15 protein-coding genes are annotated in these 20,674 nt (G+C 66.8%); 7 read left to right on the forward strand and 8 right to left on the reverse strand.

All coding sequences use genetic code 11. The features are described from left to right. The first annotated feature begins 212 nt into the window (after positions 1–212). The 3 genes from QM708_RS07575 to QM708_RS07585 all read left to right on the forward strand — a co-directional run bounded on the left by QM708_RS07575 (position 213) and on the right by QM708_RS07585 (position 3,436). Complete coding sequence (locus QM708_RS07575; RefSeq protein ID WP_415106218.1) at positions 213–2,513, forward strand: alpha-amylase family glycosyl hydrolase; 2,301 nt, start codon at positions 213–215, stop codon at positions 2,511–2,513. Between the two features lie 62 nt (positions 2,514–2,575). Next, the gene (locus QM708_RS07580) at positions 2,576–2,905 is read left to right on the forward strand and encodes a hypothetical protein (RefSeq protein ID WP_415106221.1); all 330 of its coding nucleotides are present in this window, start codon (positions 2,576–2,578) and stop codon (positions 2,903–2,905) included. Between the two features lie 6 nt (positions 2,906–2,911). Further along, positions 2,912–3,436 carry a nucleotidyl transferase AbiEii/AbiGii toxin family protein gene (locus QM708_RS07585; protein WP_415106224.1) on the forward strand — a complete coding sequence of 175 codons (525 nt, stop codon included), beginning with the start codon at positions 2,912–2,914 and terminating at the stop codon, positions 3,434–3,436. Between the two features lie 441 nt (positions 3,437–3,877). Here the strand turns inward: QM708_RS07585 and QM708_RS07590 are convergent, their stop codons facing one another. From QM708_RS07590 to QM708_RS07610, 5 genes are all read right to left on the reverse strand, one after another. After that, positions 3,878–4,303: a hypothetical protein gene (locus QM708_RS07590; RefSeq protein WP_415106227.1), complete on the reverse strand. Its 426-nt coding sequence runs from the start codon at positions 4,301–4,303 to the stop codon at positions 3,878–3,880. A gap of 53 nt (positions 4,304–4,356) precedes the next feature. Then, positions 4,357–5,898: a hypothetical protein gene (locus QM708_RS07595; protein ID WP_415106230.1), complete on the reverse strand. Its 1,542-nt coding sequence runs from the start codon at positions 5,896–5,898 to the stop codon at positions 4,357–4,359. After that, positions 5,895–6,362, reverse strand: a complete 468-nt coding sequence (locus QM708_RS07600; protein ID WP_415106233.1) for a hypothetical protein — start codon at positions 6,360–6,362, stop codon at positions 5,895–5,897. Before QM708_RS07600 ends, QM708_RS07595 begins: the two co-directional genes overlap by 4 nt. Before the next feature lie 1,285 nt (positions 6,363–7,647). Further along, positions 7,648–9,672, reverse strand: a complete 2,025-nt coding sequence (locus QM708_RS07605; RefSeq protein WP_415106236.1) for a YhgE/Pip family protein — start codon at positions 9,670–9,672, stop codon at positions 7,648–7,650. A 4-nt stretch (positions 9,673–9,676) separates the two neighbouring features. Further along, positions 9,677–10,429 (reverse strand): ATP-binding cassette domain-containing protein, encoded by a 753-nt coding sequence (locus QM708_RS07610; protein WP_415106239.1) that lies wholly within the window; start codon positions 10,427–10,429, stop codon positions 9,677–9,679. Positions 10,430–10,482: 53 nt separating this feature from the next. Between QM708_RS07610 and QM708_RS07615 the strand changes: the two genes are divergently transcribed. Then, positions 10,483–11,190 carry a TetR/AcrR family transcriptional regulator gene (locus QM708_RS07615; RefSeq protein WP_415106242.1) on the forward strand — a complete coding sequence of 236 codons (708 nt, stop codon included), beginning with the start codon at positions 10,483–10,485 and terminating at the stop codon, positions 11,188–11,190. Here QM708_RS07615 and QM708_RS07620 read toward each other — a convergent pair. From QM708_RS07620 to QM708_RS07630, 3 genes are all read right to left on the reverse strand, one after another. Next, positions 11,187–14,042: a hypothetical protein gene (locus QM708_RS07620; protein WP_415106245.1), complete on the reverse strand. Its 2,856-nt coding sequence runs from the start codon at positions 14,040–14,042 to the stop codon at positions 11,187–11,189. The genes QM708_RS07615 and QM708_RS07620 overlap by 4 nt on opposite strands. An 86-nt stretch (positions 14,043–14,128) precedes the next feature. Continuing rightward, entirely contained in the window at positions 14,129–15,112 is a 984-nt protein-coding gene (locus QM708_RS07625) for an ABC transporter permease subunit (RefSeq protein ID WP_415106248.1), read from the reverse strand. After that, positions 15,109–16,098 (reverse strand): ABC transporter ATP-binding protein, encoded by a 990-nt coding sequence (locus QM708_RS07630; RefSeq protein ID WP_415106251.1) that lies wholly within the window; start codon positions 16,096–16,098, stop codon positions 15,109–15,111. The genes QM708_RS07625 and QM708_RS07630 overlap by 4 nt, the downstream gene beginning before the upstream one ends. Positions 16,099–16,350: 252 nt before the next feature. On the opposite strand from QM708_RS07630, the gene QM708_RS07635 reads away from it, so the two are divergent. Genes QM708_RS07635 through QM708_RS07645 form a run of 3 tightly spaced genes read left to right on the forward strand, consistent with a single transcriptional unit; the run spans position 16,351 to position 20,549 of the window. Then, positions 16,351–18,228 (forward strand): beta-glucoside-specific PTS transporter subunit IIABC, encoded by a 1,878-nt coding sequence (locus tag QM708_RS07635; RefSeq protein WP_415106254.1) that lies wholly within the window; start codon positions 16,351–16,353, stop codon positions 18,226–18,228. Positions 18,229–18,247: 19 nt separating this feature from the next. Further along, positions 18,248–19,657: a glycoside hydrolase family 1 protein gene (locus QM708_RS07640; RefSeq protein ID WP_415106257.1), complete on the forward strand. Its 1,410-nt coding sequence runs from the start codon at positions 18,248–18,250 to the stop codon at positions 19,655–19,657. Positions 19,658–19,715: 58 nt separating this feature from the next. After that, a complete protein-coding gene (locus QM708_RS07645; RefSeq protein ID WP_415106260.1) occupies positions 19,716–20,549 on the forward strand; it encodes a PRD domain-containing protein in 834 nt (277 codons plus the stop codon). Positions 20,550–20,674 lie beyond the last annotated feature (125 nt).

Genomic DNA, 20,674 nt, shown 5'->3' on the forward strand with positions numbered 1-20,674 from the left:
ATTGCCGTCCGCCGTGCACGAGGATCTCTGGGAGTCCGCCACCTGGCGGCTGGGTGCTCATCTCGATCCCGTTGTCGCGGCCACCACCTTTGCGGTGGCGGCCCCACGGGCCACCCGTGTGCTGCTGGAGTTCTACCCTGAGGCGAAGGGAGCGTCCGCGCACGCGCAGGTCGCGATGGCGAAGGGCCCAGAACGGCATCTGGCGCGCAGCGGTGACCAATGCCCGGCACGGCACGCTGTACGGGTTCCGGGTGTGGGGCGAGAACTGGCCGTACACCCCGGAGTGGACGCCCGGTTCGACGGCGGGCTTCGTGTCCGACCGGGACGCCGACCTGAACCATTTCAACCCGAACAAGGTGCTGTTCGACCCGTACGCGCGCGAGGTGACGCACACCCCGCTCAGCCTCGGCCCCGACTCCGAACTGCTGGGCTCGGGACCGGTCGAGTGCCGCGGCAAGCCCGGGCGCGCGTGGGACACGGCGTCCGTCGCCCCCAAGGGCGTGGTGATCGAGGACTCCACCCCCTACGGCGATCACCCCCAGCACCCCGAGGAGAACAACTCGATCTACGAGGCGCACGTCAAGAACCTGACGATGCACCCGAACTCGGTGCGGCTCGCCGACCTGCTCGCGGGCGTCCCCGGGTTCGAGGAGGTCGAGAACGTTCCGGACGCCTTGCGCGGCACCTACGCGGGCGCTGCACTGATGGCGCCCTACCTGAAGGCGCTCGGGGTGAGCGTCATCGAGCTGCTGCCGGTGCACGAGACCGACTCCGACCAGCGCGGCGACCAGGCGGGCACCACCAACCACTGGGGCTACCAGACGCTGGCCTTCTTCGCACCCAACCGCGACTACAGCTCCGACCAGTCCCTCGGCGGCCCGACGCGGGAGTTCAAAGAGATGGTGCGGGCCTTCCATGCCGCCGACATCGAAGTGTTCCTCGACGTCGTCTACAACCATTCGGCCGAGGGCGGCAACTGGGGCGGCGACCTGGACGCGGCCGGCTTCACCACGCTGGGCGGGTTCGCCACCACCGAGTATTACGCGCTCACCGCCGGCGGTGGGCTGATCGACGGCGCCACCGGCACCTCGAACCAGATGAACTTCTCCTCGCGGATCACCTCCCGGCTGGTGCTGGATTCGCTGCGGCACTGGCACGACACGATGGGCGTGGACGGGTTCCGCTTCGATCTGGCGCCGGTGCTCGGACGCCGCCCCAACGCCGCCGAGGCCGAGGACTGGGAGGCGCAGCGGCGGTTCTTCTCCAATCATCCGCTGCTGGACGCCGTGGCGAAGCTCGCCGAGGAGAAGACCTTCGAGGTGATCGCCGAGGCGTGGGATCTGTGGGGCTACGAGGTCGGCAATTTCCCCTCCGGCTGGGGCGAGTGGAACGGCCGGTTCCGCGATGCGATGCGTGCCTACCTCAAGGGTGACGGCAACACCGACGACTTCATGTCGTTCTTCAACGGCGACTACCTGCACTTCAACGACAACGCCGGGCCGCAGAAGTCGATCAACTTCGTGACCGCCCACGACGGCTTCACCATGTTCGATCTGGTGTCCTACAACGCCAAGAACAACGATCAGCCCTACCCGTTCGGTCCCTCGGACGGCGGGTCGGACAACAACCTGTCCTGGGATTCGGGCGGCGACCAGGCCTTGCGCCGGACGCGGTGGCGCAACCTGTGGCTGATCACCTTCCTGGCCCGCGGCGTCCCGATGATCGTCTCGGGCGACGAGTACGGGCGGACGCAGAACGGCAACAACAACCCGTGGTCGCTGAACACCGTCGGCATCTGGAACAACTGGGCCCAGGCCGGCTCGAACACACCGACCCGGCTGCCGGTCGACCCGGCACAGCCGGCATTGCCCGGCTACCACGATGTGGTCGGCCAGACCGCGACACCTGAGGGGATCAACCCGCTGCTGGTGTTCGCCCGCTATGTCGCGCGGTTGCGCGCCGCCCAGCCGACGCTGCGGCAGCGCTCGTGGGGCGATCTGTCCCTGGGCGGCGACGACGTGTCGTACGTCTACTTCGGCACCGATCTGGACGATCCGCCGCGCCCGGGCGACCGCCAGCTCGCGGTCGCGATCGACGCAGGCAATTGCGGCGGCGACGACTTCTGGGTGCTGATCAACATGTATGACCAGCCGGCCACCTTCGACCTGGGCGAGTGGGTGGAGGCGTCCGGCAGCAAGCACGACTGGCACCGGATCGTCGACACGCATTCCTGGGCGGAACCCGAGGGCAACTGCTGGGATCTGGCCGACGCCCTGCACGTGACCGGCGAATACACGGTGGAGCCGTGGTCGATCGTCGTGCTGCAGGCGAGCCGTCCGGGTCTGCCGGAGCCCGAGCCGCGCAGCCTGTGGGGTCGTTTGGGTGGCCTGCAGGTCAACCGCTGGGGCGAGCTGTACCGCCGAGGCCGAGCGGACGCCCGCCTCAAGCGGAAGGAACGCAAGAAGCCCAAGGCCACCAAGGCCGAGCAAGCTGGCCCTGATGGATCAGCGTAGGCCGGGCACGGCGCGTAGGCTGGACCCCATCGAGTGACTTGAAGATGAGGGGAGGGATCACGATGAGCGTCACTGGGCGAGTGCGCTACGAGTCGACGATCCCTTACGACCTGCCGGCGTCGCTGGACGAGTTGCGTGGTCCGGAGTCAGGTGTTGTTGAGGTGGGTGCGCACATCGATACGAGCCCGCGACCGTTCTATGACCTGACCGACGCCGACCAGGTGTGGGTGTTGTACACCCGGGTGGTGCGCGACGGCACGATCGCCGACCAGCGATCCCTCTTGCGCCACGACTGGCTCCTCAGGCTGTGGCCCTCGCTGATACTCCCCGTCCGGTGCCGATCAGAGTGGGAGCAAGCATTCCCGATCCTGGCCGCCCAGCGAGCGACCTAACCCTCGATGAAGGACTTCCATCGGCGCCTAGCCACGGTCTCGCTCCGTGCCCTCGAGGAGTACGGCTTCGTGCTCGCCGGCGGGTACGCCATCTCTGCGCATGGCATCGGCGATCGCCCCTCCCTCGATGTCGACCTGTTCACTTCGAGCGCCGACCAGGGCCACTTCGACCAAGCGGTCGCCGCGCTCCGCCAGGCATTCGATACGGTCGGCCTGGTGGTCACTGACAAGCGCATTCGGCCGTTGTTCGTCGACATCGACGTGGCCGACCCCAACACAGGAGAACGTAGCGACCTACAACTGGGCATGAACTACCGAGAGTTCCCACCGCACCGGATCGACATCGGCCCAGTCCCTGGCGAACGGCTGGCCGATCACAAGGGCGCGTGCACTCCGTCGCCTGTCGCCGCAGGCTGCACTCGTGGCTGCGGGACAGCGAGGTCAGGCGCCAGGGAGCACCATGCTTTGGCCAGGCACGAGCGCCGTCAATGTAGAGATGTGGCGAGTAGACGCACCACGATTTTGCATTGATGACGCGGACACCGTCGTGGTGTTGAAGCGTGCGCGGGACGACGGTTGCATGCGCCAAGTGACCCGGGCACGCGCTCCGTCGCCTGCGGCCGCCACGGGGCCCGCCAAGCGCCTCTCAAAGACAGGCGTCCGGGCGAACTCATTCGCGGGCGCTTACCGTTCCCGGTGGTGGCGGCGACGCGCCCCACGCCGCCCGGTTTCCGCGCCTTCGCCCGGTTTCCTACCCGGGCGATAGTGACTACACCGGGCGACATGCCGGGCGAATGCGCTTACCCCGGGCGAATGCGACCAACCCGGGCGGCACCGTCGGGCCACCTCCCCCAGACTAAGTTTTCGATAACCCTCCGAGGTCGTCAAACTAAACGTCCGGCGCGGTCACGCTGCGTCCGCGATCCAACCGACATCAATCGTCAGACTGACACCACATTCGAACCACGCATCTCAACGCGCATTGCCGAACCAACGACGAAGAAAATCCCGAAGATTGACCAGCACATCCCGCCGGAGCACGCGCACGCCTTGCGAAGTATTGACGAGCAGAACTGGTGATTTAAGCCAGCCCTCCGTCGACCACGACCCGCCCGAACTGATGTACTCGGCGGAGATTTCCAAAAGCTCATCGAGCGCACCCTCCACCTCCTCGCGGTCGAGGTCCTCATCGACATAGTCATAAGAGTATCCACCCTCGACCCCAACAGAGAACCAGCGATTCCCGGGGCTGGAGACGACAACCCAGCGACCGGGGTTAGCCGCCGGAGTGATTCGCACCCATGCGACATCACCATCTTGGCCACATTCGAGAGCGACACCATGACTGCGCGGAATATTGGCGTGAAAATATTCACGGACGAACCGAGAGTCCACCATTTCTACACCTCCAGCCTCCCGCCGGAAACCATCCAGCTAGCCACACACTCACTTTACATATCGGTTGCCCAGACACCACCCAGGTCCTCGATCAGACTACGGTAGATGACACGCACCTCGTTGTGTTCATAGACGTCACCAGTACGCACATCGCCCACCGGCCCGGCCACGCTCAAGGAAACGTCATACCCAAGATCCCCGTCGCCCGGGTCATACAATGACATGCGGATCATCCGGTCCAGGAACATCTGGGGTATGGACAGGCATCCACCTGCCCACGCCGACAGCCACGGTGACAGCAGCTCACTTGCGACGAAGTACTCGCCTTCGGAGAATGTCGCCTCACACAGTTCAGAAAACTCAGTCCGCCGGACTCGCCCGTCTTGGCCAGCGCCACCCTCATCTTCGGTGACCGCGAGCAACACATACGGCGCCCATGCCTGCGGAAGACTCGCCGAGGCCTGCAACAGGCGGGAGCACGACCGCACGCCGAGATAAACGCTCTCATCAGAACCGAGCGGATAACGCCCGGCCAGTGCAGCAAAGTCCGTCACCGCGGTCGCGAAACTGGAAATGGGCATGCCCGCCACCATGAGGAGCCTCTTCACCTGCGCCGATATCGGCGCACCCCACCGGCGCGAGTTCCCGTCCACCAGGATTTCGTCCAGCACACGCGGAATTTCCGCGCTCAGCGAGCCAGCGGCGCGGAACCAATCGGTCAAGCCGCGCACCTCGGCAGCCTTGTCCTGCTCCTTGGCCTCTTCATCGAACCATTCACGACTGGGCACCCTACCTAGGTACGCCTCACCACTCCCACCGAAGGCCGGCTGATAACATATCCGACCCATCATGCCGGAGTAGTCAGTGATCCGAATGAATCCGCCACCCAGGCCAGCGCCCATCTCCTTATGGAAGATCAGATCCAGACTCGCAGGCAATAGCTTATCAATGGCACCGTCCCCATGCGGCATCAATTCTTGCGGAACACCGTCGCAGAAGTGCTCATGCCGCTGGTCGATACTGACGTACGTCCCGATGAACGACCCATCCACCGCCTGCCTTCTCGGTTCTCGGAACGACCCGCGTCGTACCGCCCACTCGTAAGGCAGCAGGCCCAGAGGGTAAGAGGTCAGCACCCCAGATAGCTGCGCCTCCGCGATCCGCCGCCGAGCCAGCACCTCCGTAGAGAACACTGCTGCCGTCCACCCCAGATCCGCACCCTGGAACACCCACACCGTCTCCGTTGATTTCGACGACCCCTCGTCTGCCGGAGCGACCGACAGGTCGCTCTCCCCGAACAGGACGCCGTTCTCGGCATGATGTCGCCCCCAAGGTTCCTGCAGAAGGGCACGTAGCTCCTCGGCCGACACTGGAGTCGCCCCATCGACAAGACCACGCCCGCACGCAAAGTCATAAGGGAGCACATCCATCTGAAGTTCAACGACCCAACCGCTCAATCCCCAACGACGAACCGAGGCGGACGCCTCAGCCAGCGACCCGAACACCCCATCTATCGACCAGTATCGATCGTCATGGAACAGAGCAACCCTCCCTAACTGGCCTTCCGCCGCCCATCTACCACCACCCTGGTTCATCCACCCTCCGTCACGGAACACTCAGCGCGTAGCATCCGGATTCCCGGGTACTTCCCGGGCTCCCATCCGTCTGCAATAACGAGAAGACGAATGGCCTCTTCCACCGAGAGAGGGTCTTCGCCAAACCGGACCTCCACATCCTCCGTCAACCCTTCGACATCCTTCACTGAGATCGAGTAGCGAACAGAGACCTCGAGTTCAGAATCATCATCCGACTGAATATCCCTCACCATTACGGAGGAACTTCCCCAACCAGGGTCATCGAGTGAGTGATAGTGCCGAAGCGGGTTCGACCAATTGGTCGTCTCGAACAACTCTCGTTCATAATCCCGCATCGCTTCGATGGCCGCATCAGCCAACGCACAGACCACCTGCGGGTCAGCGTCGGCCCGGGCCGCCGACTGATATTCCTCAAGCGCGCGCGCCAACTGGGTAATATAGGGACTACCGTTCACGATCTCCACCTCCTGTGGTAGGTGTAATTCCGACTCTCATAATTTCATCACGATCAGCTAGCGTCACGATCCTCCAGTGGATCGAATCTGATATTTTCCGCTCAAATATCCCCGATCGAAGGCGGGCAAACCCGAGATCTTTCAACCCAACACCAGCGTCCCCAATCATCCTGACTACCTGATTCACGCCAGCCTCCCACCAGAAAAGTGGACTAGATGCACACCAGATCTTCCGCTACTCTCCAAGGAGAGCGTAGCCCAAGGAGACCACGCAGGAGTAGGCGATAGGCCGTGAGAGCAAGACAAGAATATGCACTTTATGTGCGGAACCGAGCCCATTTCACCACCCGTCCGGGAGCGATCGATGAGTAGAGCCGAGGAAGAGCGGACGCTCTTCTTGAAGACCCTTCGAGATTGCCGCTACGACGTGCAGCGGTTACGCGATGGAACCTACCAGCTGTCACACCCACACCAATCAACCCGTCCAACAATCCTGGAACTCCCATTGTCTCTCTGGCGTCGATTCCTCGACGCTCACCCTTCTCCCGTGACCGGGCTCGACCTAGCAAGAGAATTCCATGAAGAGACTCAGCACAGCGTTGGACCTATCCTTGTCGCCGGAGTCTGCGGCGAGGACGGGATCGTCACTTGGTTTACCGAGCGAGGCCTCGCCGACGACACCGAATACACTGAATTCACGGGTGCGGGATGGTATGCGGGGCCCCGCACGCGCGGAATCACGAATCAAGAACAGCCACGAGACCTCAACTGTGACGACCCAGTTTGACAACATCCCATTGACAGGGCCTCGACCTGCACCTACGTTCTCACCATGACGCTTCGCCGACAGACGATCCTCATCAATCAGGGGAGTTTCGCAGAGAAGGTCGCCGACTGGTCCGAAAGATCTGACGATGCGGTCGTTCATGCAGAATGGCTTGGCGAGCAAGGGGGCAGGCTGATAGTGAAGGCCGCACTTGCACGAGAGGCTCGCGAGTTTGCGTCACAGGCCACCTTCCCCGTCACGGTGGAAATCGACACGAGGGGCCGCCTGGGCACCAAGAGCCGTGAACGTGCCACCGACAGCATGGCGAGACAACTGACTCGAAGGAACGTCACCGAATTCGCGCTGGGCATCAATCCAGTTTCGAACACGCTGACCCTGATCGTCCCGGAACAGCCAGGCCTCCAGGTTGGCGAGCTGAGGAGCATAGCCAGCGAAGCAGCCATCGCCGTGGTCGGTCAGCCGTTGGAGGTCGTGATTGAGATGAGGCCCAGCGTTCAAGCAGACGGTTCAGCCGAGCAGCGGGTGCAGATCGGTCATGCTGAACCGGCGCTTGCGGTGCACGACCAGGACCAGCAACGCCAGGCAGGATGCCGCCAGCACACCCATCAGGGTGAGGTCGCGGACCAGGCTGCTCATCAGACCACCTGAGATGACGATGCGGAACGCGTCGATCGTGTAGGTCATCGGCATCAGGTGACCGATCGAGGCGAAGAACGGCGGCAGCAGTTCGGGCGGGTAGGTGCCGCCGGCGGCGGTGAGCTGGATGATCAGCAGCACCAGCAGTGCCGCGGTCGAGACCAGGCCGAGCGCCGTCCGTAGCAGGTGGGCGACCGACGAGAAGGCGAGCGCCACCACGGTCACCGTCACGATCATCAGCACCGGATGGACGGGGTCGAGTCCCAAACCGATCCAGGCCGCGGCGAGCATCAGCCAGCCGGCACCCACCGAGATGCCGGCCAGCGGCAGCCAGGCGGTGATCGCGATGCGCAGGTCGCTGGCGCGTCCGGCGATCACCCGGCCGGTGATCGGCCGCACCAGGAAGAACGCGGAGATGCCGAGCACCCACAGCGCGATCGAGAAGAACATCGGCGCGAGCCCGCGTCCATAGACGTGCGCGGGATTGTCGACCTCCATCGCCACGTCGACGGGGGCGGCGAGCACCTGGGCGGCGTCGCTGGCCTCCTCAGGGGTGAGGACGGGCAGGCGCGACGCGCCCTCGGTGAGCTTGCCGGCGAGTTCGCCGGTGCCCGTCGCGAGCTGGTCCAGGCCGCCGCGCAGCGTGTGCGCGCCACCGGCGAGCTGACCGAGGCCGTCGCTGAGCGTGTGCGAGGCGGACGCCGCTCGCCCGGCCCCGTCGCGCAGTTCGGACGCCCCGGCGGCGACCTGGTGGGCGCCGTCGTTCAACTGATCGACCTTCGCCTTGGCGTCGCGCGCCGCGACGCTCAGGTCACCGGCGGACGCGATCCGCTCGTTCGCCGCGGCGGCGTCCGTGGCCACCTTGCCGGCGCGCGCGGCGAGGGCATCGGTACGGGTATCGGCCGCCTTGAGGTGCCCGCGCAACGCGGCCAGGGCCGGGTCGCCGGCCAGATCGGGGTGAGCGGCGAGCACGGCGTCCAGGCTGGTCAGCGCGGAATCGACCGAGTGCGCCAGGCTGTCGGTGCCGCCCGAGACGGACGCCGTCAGCTCGGCTGCCCGCGCCGACACCTCGCCGACGCGCTGCTGGATCGCGGGCAGATCATCGACCGCGACGCTCAGCACCGGGTCGACGACATCGGCGATCTGCTGGGTGCCGTCGGCGACCTGGGTGGCTCCGGTGGCCAGGCGTCCGGCACCGGCCTGCAGGTCGTCCAGCCTGGTGGCGAGCTGGCGTCCGCCGTCGGCGGCCGTCGCGAGTCCCTGATCGAGCGTCACCGAGCCGTCGCGGGCCTTACGCGCGCCGTCGTCCAGCTGCGCGGCGCCGTCGGAGGCGGCCAGCATGCCCTCGCGGATGGTGGCCAGGTTGGCGAAGACCGCCTCGAAGTAGCTGCGCACGGTGGTCTCATCCAGGGCGCGGGCGATCGAGTTCTGGGCGCTGTTGGTGATGGTGCCGATCACGAAGCCGTTGGCGTCATTGCGCCGCAGGGTGATCCCGGCCCGCTGCGGATGGTCGCCCTGCCCGCTGACCAGGCGCGCGGAGAAGTCGTCCGGCACGGTGATCACCATGTAGTAGCGGCCGTGCGCCAGCCCGTCGGCGGCCTCGGCGTCGTCGGTGTCGCGGAAGTCGAAGGTGCCCGCGCGGTGCAGGCTCTCGACGAAGTCGTCGCCCGCGGTGACCGGCTTGTCGTTCACGGTGGTGGGCACGTCGTGGTTCACCACCGCGACCGGAACCTGGTCGAGGCGCCCGTACGGATCCCAGTTGCCGGCCAGGTAGATGCACCCGTAGAGCAGCGGCACCAGCAGGATGAACGCGAGCGCGATGCGCGGCAGCGGCCCGCGGAAGCGGCGCAGCTCGAAGTTGGCCAGGGTGAGCGGATTGCGTGCGGGATCGATCACGGGCTCAGGCCTCCCGGGCGGGATCGAGGTCGATGACAAGGGCGGACGCCGGAATCGCGTCCCGCTCCGAGGTGGCGGCGACGACGGTGCAGCCGTCGGCGGCGAGCGCGGACAAGCCGGCCCACAGGTCGCGCTGCTCGGCGAGGGTGGCGTGATGGTCGAGGTCGTCGAGCACCACGACGGACGCCGGACGGATGCAGGCGAGCGCGACGGCCGCCCGGGTCTGGTCGGCGGGAGTCAGGGTGCGCATCAGTTCCTCACGCGCGACGTCCAGGCCGAGCAGCCGGGCCGCGTGCAGGAAGTGGGCGTGCCGCGAGCGCGCGGGGGCGGCGTCCGCGAGGGTGCGTTCGGTGATGCACTCCTCGATCGTCAGCGACCCCTCGGGCTCGATCAGGCCGGCGATCCGGGCGACCGAGGTGACCGCGCGCACCTGCGCGGGGTGCTTGATGCCGTCGCGCCCAGCGACGGTCAGTTCACCGCTGAGGCCGCGCAGGCGTCCGGTCAGGGCGAGCAGCAGCGCCGACTTGCCGACCCCGGACGGTCCGGCGACGGCAACGACGGACCCGGCCGGGACGGTCACGTCCAGGTGGTCGAACACCACCCCGCGGGGAGTGGCGGCCCGCAGCCGGACCGCGCGTATCGCCGGGACCGCCTGATCCACCTGAGGGGTGTGCGCGGCCCGGGTGGGCTCGGCCGCCGTGAGGGCAACCGAACCGGCAGCACGCCGGGGTGCCGGAGGGAGGGGGTCAACGCTCATATTTATGAGTCTACTCATTTTTGAGTGAACTCACAATTTGCTAGTCTGGGGGCATGACCACGATCGGACGCCGCGAGCGCAACAAAGCCGAGAAGCGGGAGCGGATCATCGCCGCGGCCGCCGAACTGTTCACCCGGCAGGGATTCGCCCGCACCACCACCCAGCAGGTCGCCGCCGCGGCCGACGTCGCCGACGGCACCGTGTTCCGCTACGCGGGCACCAAACCCGAACTGCTGCTGATGGTGATCAACACCGAACTCGCCCCGCTGCTGGCCAGCGGGCGCACCGCGGCCCAGGCGGCGTCCGGCACCGAGGACGCGATCATGGCCGCGATGGAACCCCTGCTCGACCTGGCCGAACGCCAGCCCGGCAACGCCGGCCCGTTCCTGCGCGAGGTGCTGTTCGGCGAACCCGGACCACATCGCGACGAGAGCCTCACGTTGGTCGACGGCATCATCGCCGTCCTCGCCGGGCTGCTCGCACCCGACCAACCCGACGGCGCCGTCGTGGACGCCTCGGGGCACACCCCGCCGGCCGCTCCACGCGCCATGCTCCCCGAAGGCCTCACCCCTACCGACGCGGCGAGTTGGATGTTCTCCGCACTGGTCGCCGAGCTACTGCGCGACCTGGTGGGCCGCACGCCGGACGCCGACCGGCGCGCGGTCGTGCGGATCCGCGTCCGCGTGCTGCTGCGCGGCCTGGGCGTGACAGGTCCCGGCCGGGGAGGATTCCACGGCCGGGACCACGCCCTCGCTTCCTAGCCTCCGTTGGGCGAATAGAAGACGATGCGCCGCACCGAGCCTCCGGCCGGCAGCACCGCCAGATGGGCGAACGACCCGATCCCGCTCGCGGAGGACAGCGTCCGCTGATCGCCTCGCTCGGTCAGTTCGCGGATCTCGGCCCGGCCCGTCCTGGAGGAGTAGAACAGCAGATCCGAGCGCAGCGTCCGCAGCCGGCTCTTCAGCCCGATCGAGGTGATGTCGGTCCAGCTGGTGGGCTCGGGAACCCGGGCGATCACCTCGACCGTGGTCTCACCCGCGATCCGGTAGAGGGAGAGCATTCCGCTGCTGGAGGAACGCATCACCACATCGGTCTCCGTCGGTCCGGCGAACTCTCCGGCGGTCATCTGGTGCTGGCGCGGAGTGCCCTCCAGCGTGTAGTCCGCCAGCTTCCTCAAGCCGCTTCCGTCCTCATTGATCGTCCAGAACTCGAACAGCTGCCGGTCGGCGTTGTAGAAGACGAAGTCCTCATCGGCGCTCTTCGTCCTGCTGAACGTGCCCCTCAAGATGAAATCCCAGGCCCGGCGCCAGGCCGGGTAGGACTTCAGCAATTTCATCTTGCCCTGCCCCGCGTTGTAGACGCTGATGCCGGAGTTCGCCGAATAAGCGAACACGCCCTGCCGCGCGCTGTTGATGGTGAAAGGCACCAGGATCGCCGACTTCGGCAGCCCGGTGTGCTTGCCGAGGCTGGTCAGCTTGCCGTCCCCGCCGACCTGGATGGTTTCGGCCTCGCCAGTCTTCGAGTCGTAGCAGAGCACGTCCCCGCCGGCCTTGTCGGGGTGGAAGCCGCCGAACGAGCCCGCCACGACCCTGTCCCAGGAACGCAGGCCCTTGTGCGTGGCGACCAGCGAGAAGTTGCCGTTGTCGTCGACGGCGTACACCGCCATCCGGCCGGTCAACTTGGGTTCGGGCACCACCTTGACCGGGGCGGGCGGGACGACCGGGGCCGGTGTCGGCGGAACCACCGGCGCCGGGGTGGGCGGCACGACCGGAGCAGGCTGGGGCACCGGCACCGAGCGGCTGTAGAACACCAGAGAGTCCGCGCCGCCTTGAGGACTCCTCGCGCTCACGATCGCGGTCCAGTTGGTCGGCACACCGGTGTGGGTCTTCAATGTGACCACCCCGCCCTTGCCGTCGAGGGAACGCACCAGCAGTTCACCCGCGGACGGGTCGTACTGTGCCAGGCCGGTGAACGGACCGGCCGACCACCTGCCGACGACCACCTGAGTGAAGGCCTTGCGCCAGTTCTCGATCGTGTACAGATCGGTGATCGCGTAGTTGTCGACCGCGTAGAACACCCCCTGACCCGTGGCCGGATCGTGGAGCATCACGTCGTCCCACGAACTGCCACCGAACGACCCGATCGCCGCGAGGGTGCAGCCCTTGCGCAGGCCGGCACTCTCCCCCGCCTTGGCGATACCGCCGCCTCCGGCGGAGGAGTAGATCTCCGCCACCCCCGCCGCGGCATCGTAGAAGAACAGTCCGTGGTAACCGCTCGGGGCGAAGCATCCCGACGCCATCGCGGTCCAGGTGGTGCGCAACCCGGTCGTGGTCTTCAGCAGCGTCAGCTTGCCCGCCGCCGATGCGTACACGTCGATGGTGCCGCTGGTGGGCTCGTAGAGCACCAGGCCTGAGGTCGGGCTTCCGACCAGGTTGGCCGCGGCCACCAGCGTGCACCCCTTGCGCAGCGAGGTGTCAGAGGAAGTGAGGATGAGTTCGCCCTGGGCGTTACGCGTCCAGATATCGCCGCGCCCGAGCGCGGCGTCGTAGCAGAAGGCGTCCATTCCCTCACTGCGGCTGAACGCCCCGGTGACCAGGTGGGTGTAGTCGGAGTGGACGCCGGAGCCGACACCTGAGCGGGTCAGGCCGCCGTCCGCATCGGTGCTGAAAAGTTCCAGCCGGGCCGGGCCGGTGGGCATCGGGCTGGCGTCGTAGCCCATCAGCGTCATCTGATGGGGAACCGAAAGTCCCGGCACGGCGTCCAGGCCGGCGACGATCGTCCAGCCCTTCGGCAGGCCGCTATGTGCCTGCATCGCACCCAGGCGTCCCCGACCGTCGGTTTCGGCGAGCAGCAGTTCACCGACCGAGCCGTCGTAGAAGATGAGGCTGTGCGAAGGGTTGCTGGACCACTTCGCGTTCCCGATGGAGGACCAGGTCCCCCGCCATCCCGTTTGGGTGTGCAATTCCGCCATCGTGTATTCGTCGACAGTGTAGAACGTCCCCGTGCCGGCAACAGGATCATAGAACAGCAAGTCGGCCCACTTGCTGCCTCCGAAGAGCCCGTTCACCACCTGCGTGCAGCCCCGGGGAAGCCCCGTGCGTTCCCCCACCTTCTCCAGGCCTCCTTGGCCGTCGGAGGCATAGAATTCGCCCACCCCCGCCTGGGCGTCGTAGAAGAACAGGTTGTGGTACGGACGACTGCCGTAGCCGCCGACGACCATATGCGTCCACGTCGTCCGGACTCCCGTGGTGGTCTTCACCAGGGTCACCTTGCCCGGAGCATCACTGCGGTAGATGTCGATCGTCCCGCCCGTGGGGTCGTAGAGGACGACATCGTGTTTCGCGTCACCGATCAGGTTCGGCGTGGCCATCAGCGTGCACCCCTTGCGCAGGGCCAGGCCGGGCACCGCCTTGGCGAACACGCCGCTCGCATCCCGCACCCAGATGTCGGCCTGACCGGTTTCGGCGCTGTAGCACAACAGGTTGAGCCCGCCGTCGACGCCGAAGTTCCCGCTGCATATTCTCGTGTACCCCGACGGGATACCGGCTGCGGATGCACAAGGAGTCAGACCGGCATCGGCGCCGATCGCGTACAAGTCCATGCGCGAATTCATGGGAAGCCTCCTGGGGTTTTGGGCTGCGTATTTCCGGACGCTATCGCCTCCCTGGCCTCCTGGCTATGGGGTGCCCGCGCATACCCTCACTCGGCGATGTCGCGACGCCGGAACAATACCCAGGACGCCAGCGCGAACAGCGCGGTGACGACCAGCAGGTAGACCAGGCCCTGGCCGAAAGTGATCAGTCGTTCGACGGATTCCCATTCGACGCCCTGGGCGGTCACGCGCCTGACCGGCACCATCACCGTCCAACCGCCGCTCAGGTAGGCGAGCACGTTGTTCTCCGGCATCCAGGTGGCCAGGTGATCCGCGCCGGGAATGATCCGGACGATGTTGACCACGCCCTGGGCGAACAGATAGCCCATCGGCAGCGCGACCGCGGCGAACGTGTTGCGGAACGCGACCGCGAGCGCTCCGCCGATCACGGCGAACATCGCACCCAGGCCGAGACCGCGCGCCGCCATCAGCAGCGGATCGGCCCAGGGGCCGACGGCGGCCACGCCCTGGTGGACGCTCACCGATATCCATGCCCCGAGCAGGCCCAGCGCGGCGCAAGCGGCCGAGACCAGTGCGCCGGCCAGCGCGACGACGATCATCTTGGCGCTCCACACTCGCCCGCGCGACGGCACGAAGGTCAGCCAGGTGGAGATGCTCCCCTGCCGGTACTCACCGCCCCAGAAGCTGGCAGCCATCAGCATCGCGGCCAGGCCGCCGAGGACAGTCGCCACACTCGATGCGGTGTTCGCGGCATTCTCCCAGCTCATCGGTGCCCCGAGATAGTCGGACTCCTTCGGCGGGCCCATTTCGCGGCAACTCTGACGGTCGGCGTCCGTCGTGACCTCGGCCAAGCAATCGTCGATGTACTGCTGCCCGTTGCGCTCCCAATCGGCCACGGCCTGGGCGTAGTACTTCTTGTTCTGCGCGAGTGCTTCCCCGCTGGGGGGGGCGGTCGCGAACCAGATCGAGACGACGACGAACCCCATCAAGACGAGCACACCGGCGAGGGTGATCCACAGGCCGCGGCGGGCGAACCAGCGGCTGGACTCGGCGCGGACCAGGCGGATCATGCCGCACCCCCGTCCGTGTGCGAGCGACCCTGCGGCATGAACTGCGTGGCACCGAGGTGCTCGTCGCGGGTCAGGTCGAGGAATACCTGTTCCAGGTTGTCGGCCATCAGACCCAGCTCCGAGGGCCAGATCCCGGCCTCACCGAGCAGGCGCGCCACTTCTTCGGGGGCGGTCGGCTGCCCCGGACACCGCACCATCAGCGCGCCGTCCGAATGAGGCTGCACCTCGTAGGACGCCGCGAGCAGAAGCCGGGCGGCGGCGTCCGTATCGGCAACCCGGACGCGCACGCGCGAAGCCCCGCCCGCCAGCAGTTCGGCCACGGTGCCCGAGCGCAGCAGGCGTCCGCGGGCGATGATGCTCACCGTGTCGGCGACCTGCTGCACCTCGGCGAGGATGTGGCTGGACACCACCACCGTCTTGCCCTGGTCGGCGAGCGCGCGCATCGTGGTGCGCACCTCGTGGATGCCGGCCGGGTCGAGACCGTTGGTGGGCTCATCGAAGATCAGCAGTTCGGGATCCTTGAGCAGGGTTGCCGCGATGGCGAGCCGCTGCTTCATGCCGAGCGAATACCGGCCGGCGAGATCCTTGCCACGCGCGGCCAGGCCGACCTGCTCCAGTACCTCACCCACCCGGTTGAGCGGGACGCCGATGCCTTGGGCGAGCAGCGCCAGATTCTTGCGTCCGCTCATCGAGGCGAAGAACTTGGGGGACTCGACGATGGCGCCCACCCGGTCGATCACCTCCGCCAGCCGCTCCGGAACGGGCTCACCGAGGAGCTCCATCGTGCCCGAGTCGGGGCGGGCCAGGCCGAGCAGCATGCGCAGCGTGGTCGTCTTGCCCGAGCCGTTGGGGCCCAGGAATCCGTGGACGCCGCCGCGCGGGATCGCCAGATCGAGCCCACCGACGGCAACCACCGTGCCGCGCTGGTAGGTCTTGCGCAGGTCGCGGGTCCTGATGGCCCAGGCCTGATCGGTTGGGGATGTCATGGTCTCTATCCAACCGATCACGCCTGGAGCACAAAAGCACCCGCGGACTGTTTGGCCTCCACCCGTGGTCTGAGATGCGCCTCCGCCCACGGCGAGACCCGGGTTTGCGGCCGTCCGCCGGTCGGCCTAGGGTGGGCATCACGGGTCGGAAGACCCATTCAGGATTGTCAATCGCCCCGGCGGCGATGCAAGACCTGGGGCCATGCGTCCCGGGTCTTTTTTTGTGCCCGGGCACTCGGAAGGAAACACCCCATGGCGGTCAACTTCGACCAGCTCGCCGGCGACATCGTCGCGCGCGTCGGCGGCGTCGAGAACATCAAGAGCGCGCAGCACTGCGCCACGCGTCTGCGCTTGGAGCTACGTGACGTGGCCAAGGCCGACACCGAGGCCATCAAGGCGCTGTCCGGCGTGGTCACCGTCGTGGTGGCCGGCGGCCAATACCAGGTCGTCGTCGGCAACGACGTGCCGGCCGTGCACGCGGGCGTCGTCGCCCGCCTCGGCACCGGCGCGGCCACCGACGCGACCGACGACGGGCCGAAGGGCAACCTGCTCGACCAGTTCATCAAGCTGGTCAGCTCGATCTTCCACCCGATCCTGTGGCCGCTGGCCGGCGCGGGCCTGTTCAAGGCGTTCCTGGCGATGTTCGCCACCTTCAAGTGGATCGACACCGAGACCACCGGGTACGTGGTGCTGAACGCGGCGTCCGATGCGCTCATCTTCTTCCTGCCGATGGTGCTGGCGATCACTGCCGCGAAGCGGTTCAAGGCCAATCAGTTCACCGCGATGGCCATCGCCGGAGCGCTCGTCTACCCCGACGTCATCGCGCTGACCAGCCAAGAGGGACAGCTCACCTTCTTCGGCATTCCGCTGATCATCATGAGCTACTCCAGTTCGGTCATCCCGATCATCGTCGGCGTGTGGCTGCAAGGACACCTCGAGCGCTTCCTGACCCGGACGCTGCCCGGCGCCGTCCGCAACTTCATGACGCCGCTGCTGGTGATGCTCGTCATGGTTCCGCTGATCCTGCTCACCATCGGCCCGGCCACCACGTTCCTCGCTAACGCGCTCGCCGCCGGCCTCACCGCCCTGTTCAACGCCGCGCCCTGGCTCGCCGGCGGCATCATGGGCGGCTTCTGGCAGGTCTTCGTGCTGTTCGGCCTGCACTGGGGCCTGATCCCGATCATGCTGCAGCAGCTGACCGCGGACGGATTCTCCATCATCACCGGCCCCATCCTGGCCGCCGTCCTCGCCCAGGCCGCCGCGACCCTCGCCGTCATGTTCCGCACCAAGGACAAGGCCACCCGCGAACTCGCCGGCCCCTCCGCGCTGTCCGGCCTGCTGGCCGGCATCACCGAGCCCGCCATCTACGGCGTCAACCTGCCCCGCAAGCTGCCCTTCTACTTCGGTATCGCCGGCGGCGTCGTGGGCGGCGTCCTGGCCGGCATCGCCGGGGGCCGCACGACCGCGTTCGTGTTCCCGTCCCTGATCGGCATTCCCGCCTACATGACCACGCCCAACCTGCCGCTGTTCTTCCTCGGCACCGCGCTGGCCGTCGTGATCGGTTTCGTGCTGACCTTCCTGTGGGGCGTGAAGGATCCGGCGCCGGCCGCTGCCGACGAGGCTGCCGCACCCGTGGCGTCCGAGACCACTGACCCCGCGCCGTCCGGGCCGAGCGTCGAGGTGGTCGTCTCCTCGCCGATGGCCGGACGCCTCATCCCGCTGGCCGACGTGCCCGACCCGGTGTTCTCCAGCGGCAAGATGGGCAGCGGGCTTGGGATCATTCCGTCCGATGGCACCGTGTACGCCCCGATCTCTGGCAAGGTGGTCGTGGCGATGTCGTCCGGGCACGCCTACGGCATCAAGGGCGATGACGGCGTCGAGGTCCTCGTCCACGTCGGCATCGACACGGTCAACATGAAGGGTGAGGGTTTCTCCATGCAAGTGGCCAAGGGCGACCGCGTCGAGGCGGGCCAGGTGCTGGCCGTCGTCGATCTGGCCGCCGTCGAGGCCGCGGGCTACCCGACCACGACGATCATGCTGGTCACCAACACCGCCGCCCAGAAGGACGTCTCCGCCGTCACCGCCGAGACCGTCGCCGCCCACGAGCCCGCGCTCATCGTCACCCGCTAAACGCAGACAAGGAATATTCATGGCTATCCGATTCCCCGACGGATTCCTCTGGGGCGGCGCCGTCGCCGCCAACCAGTACGAGGGCGGCTACCTCGACGACGGCAAGCTGCCGTCGATCCAGGACGTCCTACCCGTCGGCGGCCTGAGCGCCCCGACCGACGAGCCGACCGAGGACAACCTCAAGCTGATCGGCATCGACTTCTACCACCGCTACGCCGAAGACATCGCGCTGTTCGCCGAGATGGGCTTCAAGGTGTTCCGGTTCTCGATCGCGTGGAGCCGCATCTTCCCCCTCGGCGACGAGGAAACCCCGAACGAAGAGGGCCTCGCCTTCTACGATCGCGTCCTCGACGAACTGGAGAAGCACGGCATCGAGCCGCTGATCACCATCAGCCACTACGAGACCCCGCTGCACCTGGCCAAGACCTACGACGGCTGGACCGACCGCCGGATGATCGGCTTCTTCGAGCGCTACGCCCGGGTGCTGTTCGAGCGCTACGGCCACCGGGTCAAGTACTGGCTGACCTTCAACGAGATCAACTCGATCACCCACGCCCCGCTCATGTCGGGCGGCATCTGGACGCCGAAGGACCAGCTCAGCAAGAACGACCTGTACCAGGCGATCCACCACGAGCTGGTCGCCTCGGCGTCCGCCACCAAGATCGCGCACGAGATCAACCCCGACATCAAGGTCGGCTGCATGATCATCGCCATGCCCGTCTACCCGCTGTCGCCCGACCCGGCCGACGTGTGGGCGGCCCGCCTCACCGAGCAGGAGAACTACGCCTTCGGCGACATCCACTGCCGCGGCGAATACCCGGGCTACTACCTGCGGGCGCTGCGCGACGCGGGCGTCGAGGTGCAGATCACCGACGAGGATCGCGAGACGCTCAAGCACACCGTCGACTTCGTGTCGTTCAGCTACTACATGAGCATCTGCAACACCGCCGATCCGGCCAAGCAGATCAAGGGCGAAGGCAATATCCTCGGCGGTGTGTCGAACCCGACGCTCGAGGCGTCCGAATGGGGCTGGCAGATCGACCCGCTCGGCCTGCGCATCGTCCTCAACGACTACTGGGAGCGGTGGGGCAAGCCGCTGTTCATCGTCGAGAACGGCCTGGGCGCCAAGGATCAGCTCGTCGTCCTCGACGGTGAGCTCACCGTCGAGGACGACTACCGGATCAACTACCTGCGCGACCACCTCAAGGCGGTCGGCGAGGCCGTCGATGACGGCGTCGAGCTGTGGGGCTACACCTGGTGGGGCCCCATCGACGTGGTGAGCGCCTCGACCGCGCAGATGTCGAAGCGGTACGGCTTCATCTACGTCGACCGCAACGACGACGGCACCGGTACCCTGGCGCGCTACAAGAAGAAGTCGTTCGGTGCCTACCGCGAGATCATCGAGTCCAACGGGGCCTCGCTGGCCTGAGGCCGGTTCGCCACACGCATCGGGTTCGTCACATCGGGTTCGTCACGGGAAGGATGGCATGGAGATCCTGCAGGTCTTCAACAACAGCGTCGTCCTCGCCCGTGACGAACTCGGCCGCGAGGTGGTGCTCACCGGACGAGGGGTCGGCTTCCAGGTCCGCCGCGGCCAGGAGGTCGACCCGTCGCGAGTGGCGCGGGTCTTCGTGCCCGCCGGCAATCCCGGCTCGGTCGCCCAACTGCTGGCCGAGATCCCGACCGATCGCCTCGAATTGGTCGCCGAACTGTTCGCGGACGCCGTCCGCTCACTCGGCGCCACCCTGCCGCCGCTGTCGATCATCGCCGCCGCCGACCACATCCATCAGGCGCTGCAGCGGGTGGCGCGCGGCGAGCTGATGGAATACCCGATGCGCTCCGAGGTGGCCCACCTGCACCCCGACGAGTTGCGCGTCGCCGAAGCACTCGTCGACCGGCTGAACGCCCGGCTCGATGCCGCACTGCCACCGGGTGAGGCGATCGCCCTGGCCATGCACCTGTTCCACGCCACCACCGGCAGCGCCAGCATGGAACAGACCTTCGCCCAATCCGCGCTCATCCGGCAGATCTTCGAACTGATCTCCGAACACTTCGGCGCCGGCTTCGATCCCGACTCCATCGATGCCGCCCGCTTCGCCACCCACCTGCGCTACTTCTTCGCCCGCGCCCGCAAAGGCCTGCAACTCGAAGGCGACGCCCCCGGCGTCGGCGCGGCCCTGTCGACCCAGCACCCGCGGTCCTATCAGCTCGCCGAGCGCATTCGAGCATTGCTGGAGTTGCGGTTGAACCACCCGGTCTCCAACGACGAAGTCGTCTACCTGGCCCTGCACATCGCACGTTTGGAAAACGCCACCCGCTGAGCCGAGCACGCTTCGGTGCGGATCGGTCCAGATGTCGGGCGTGCTGGCCCCAGCGCGGCCGGGGCTTGGCCGAACGCCACATCATTGCTCAGTCTGGGCGATGCTCCGGCCGTAGACCTCGGGAC

The sequence above is a fragment of the Propioniciclava sp. genome (genome assembly GCF_047602245.1).
In the GTDB taxonomy this organism is placed as follows: domain Bacteria; phylum Actinomycetota; class Actinomycetes; order Propionibacteriales; family Propionibacteriaceae; genus Propioniciclava.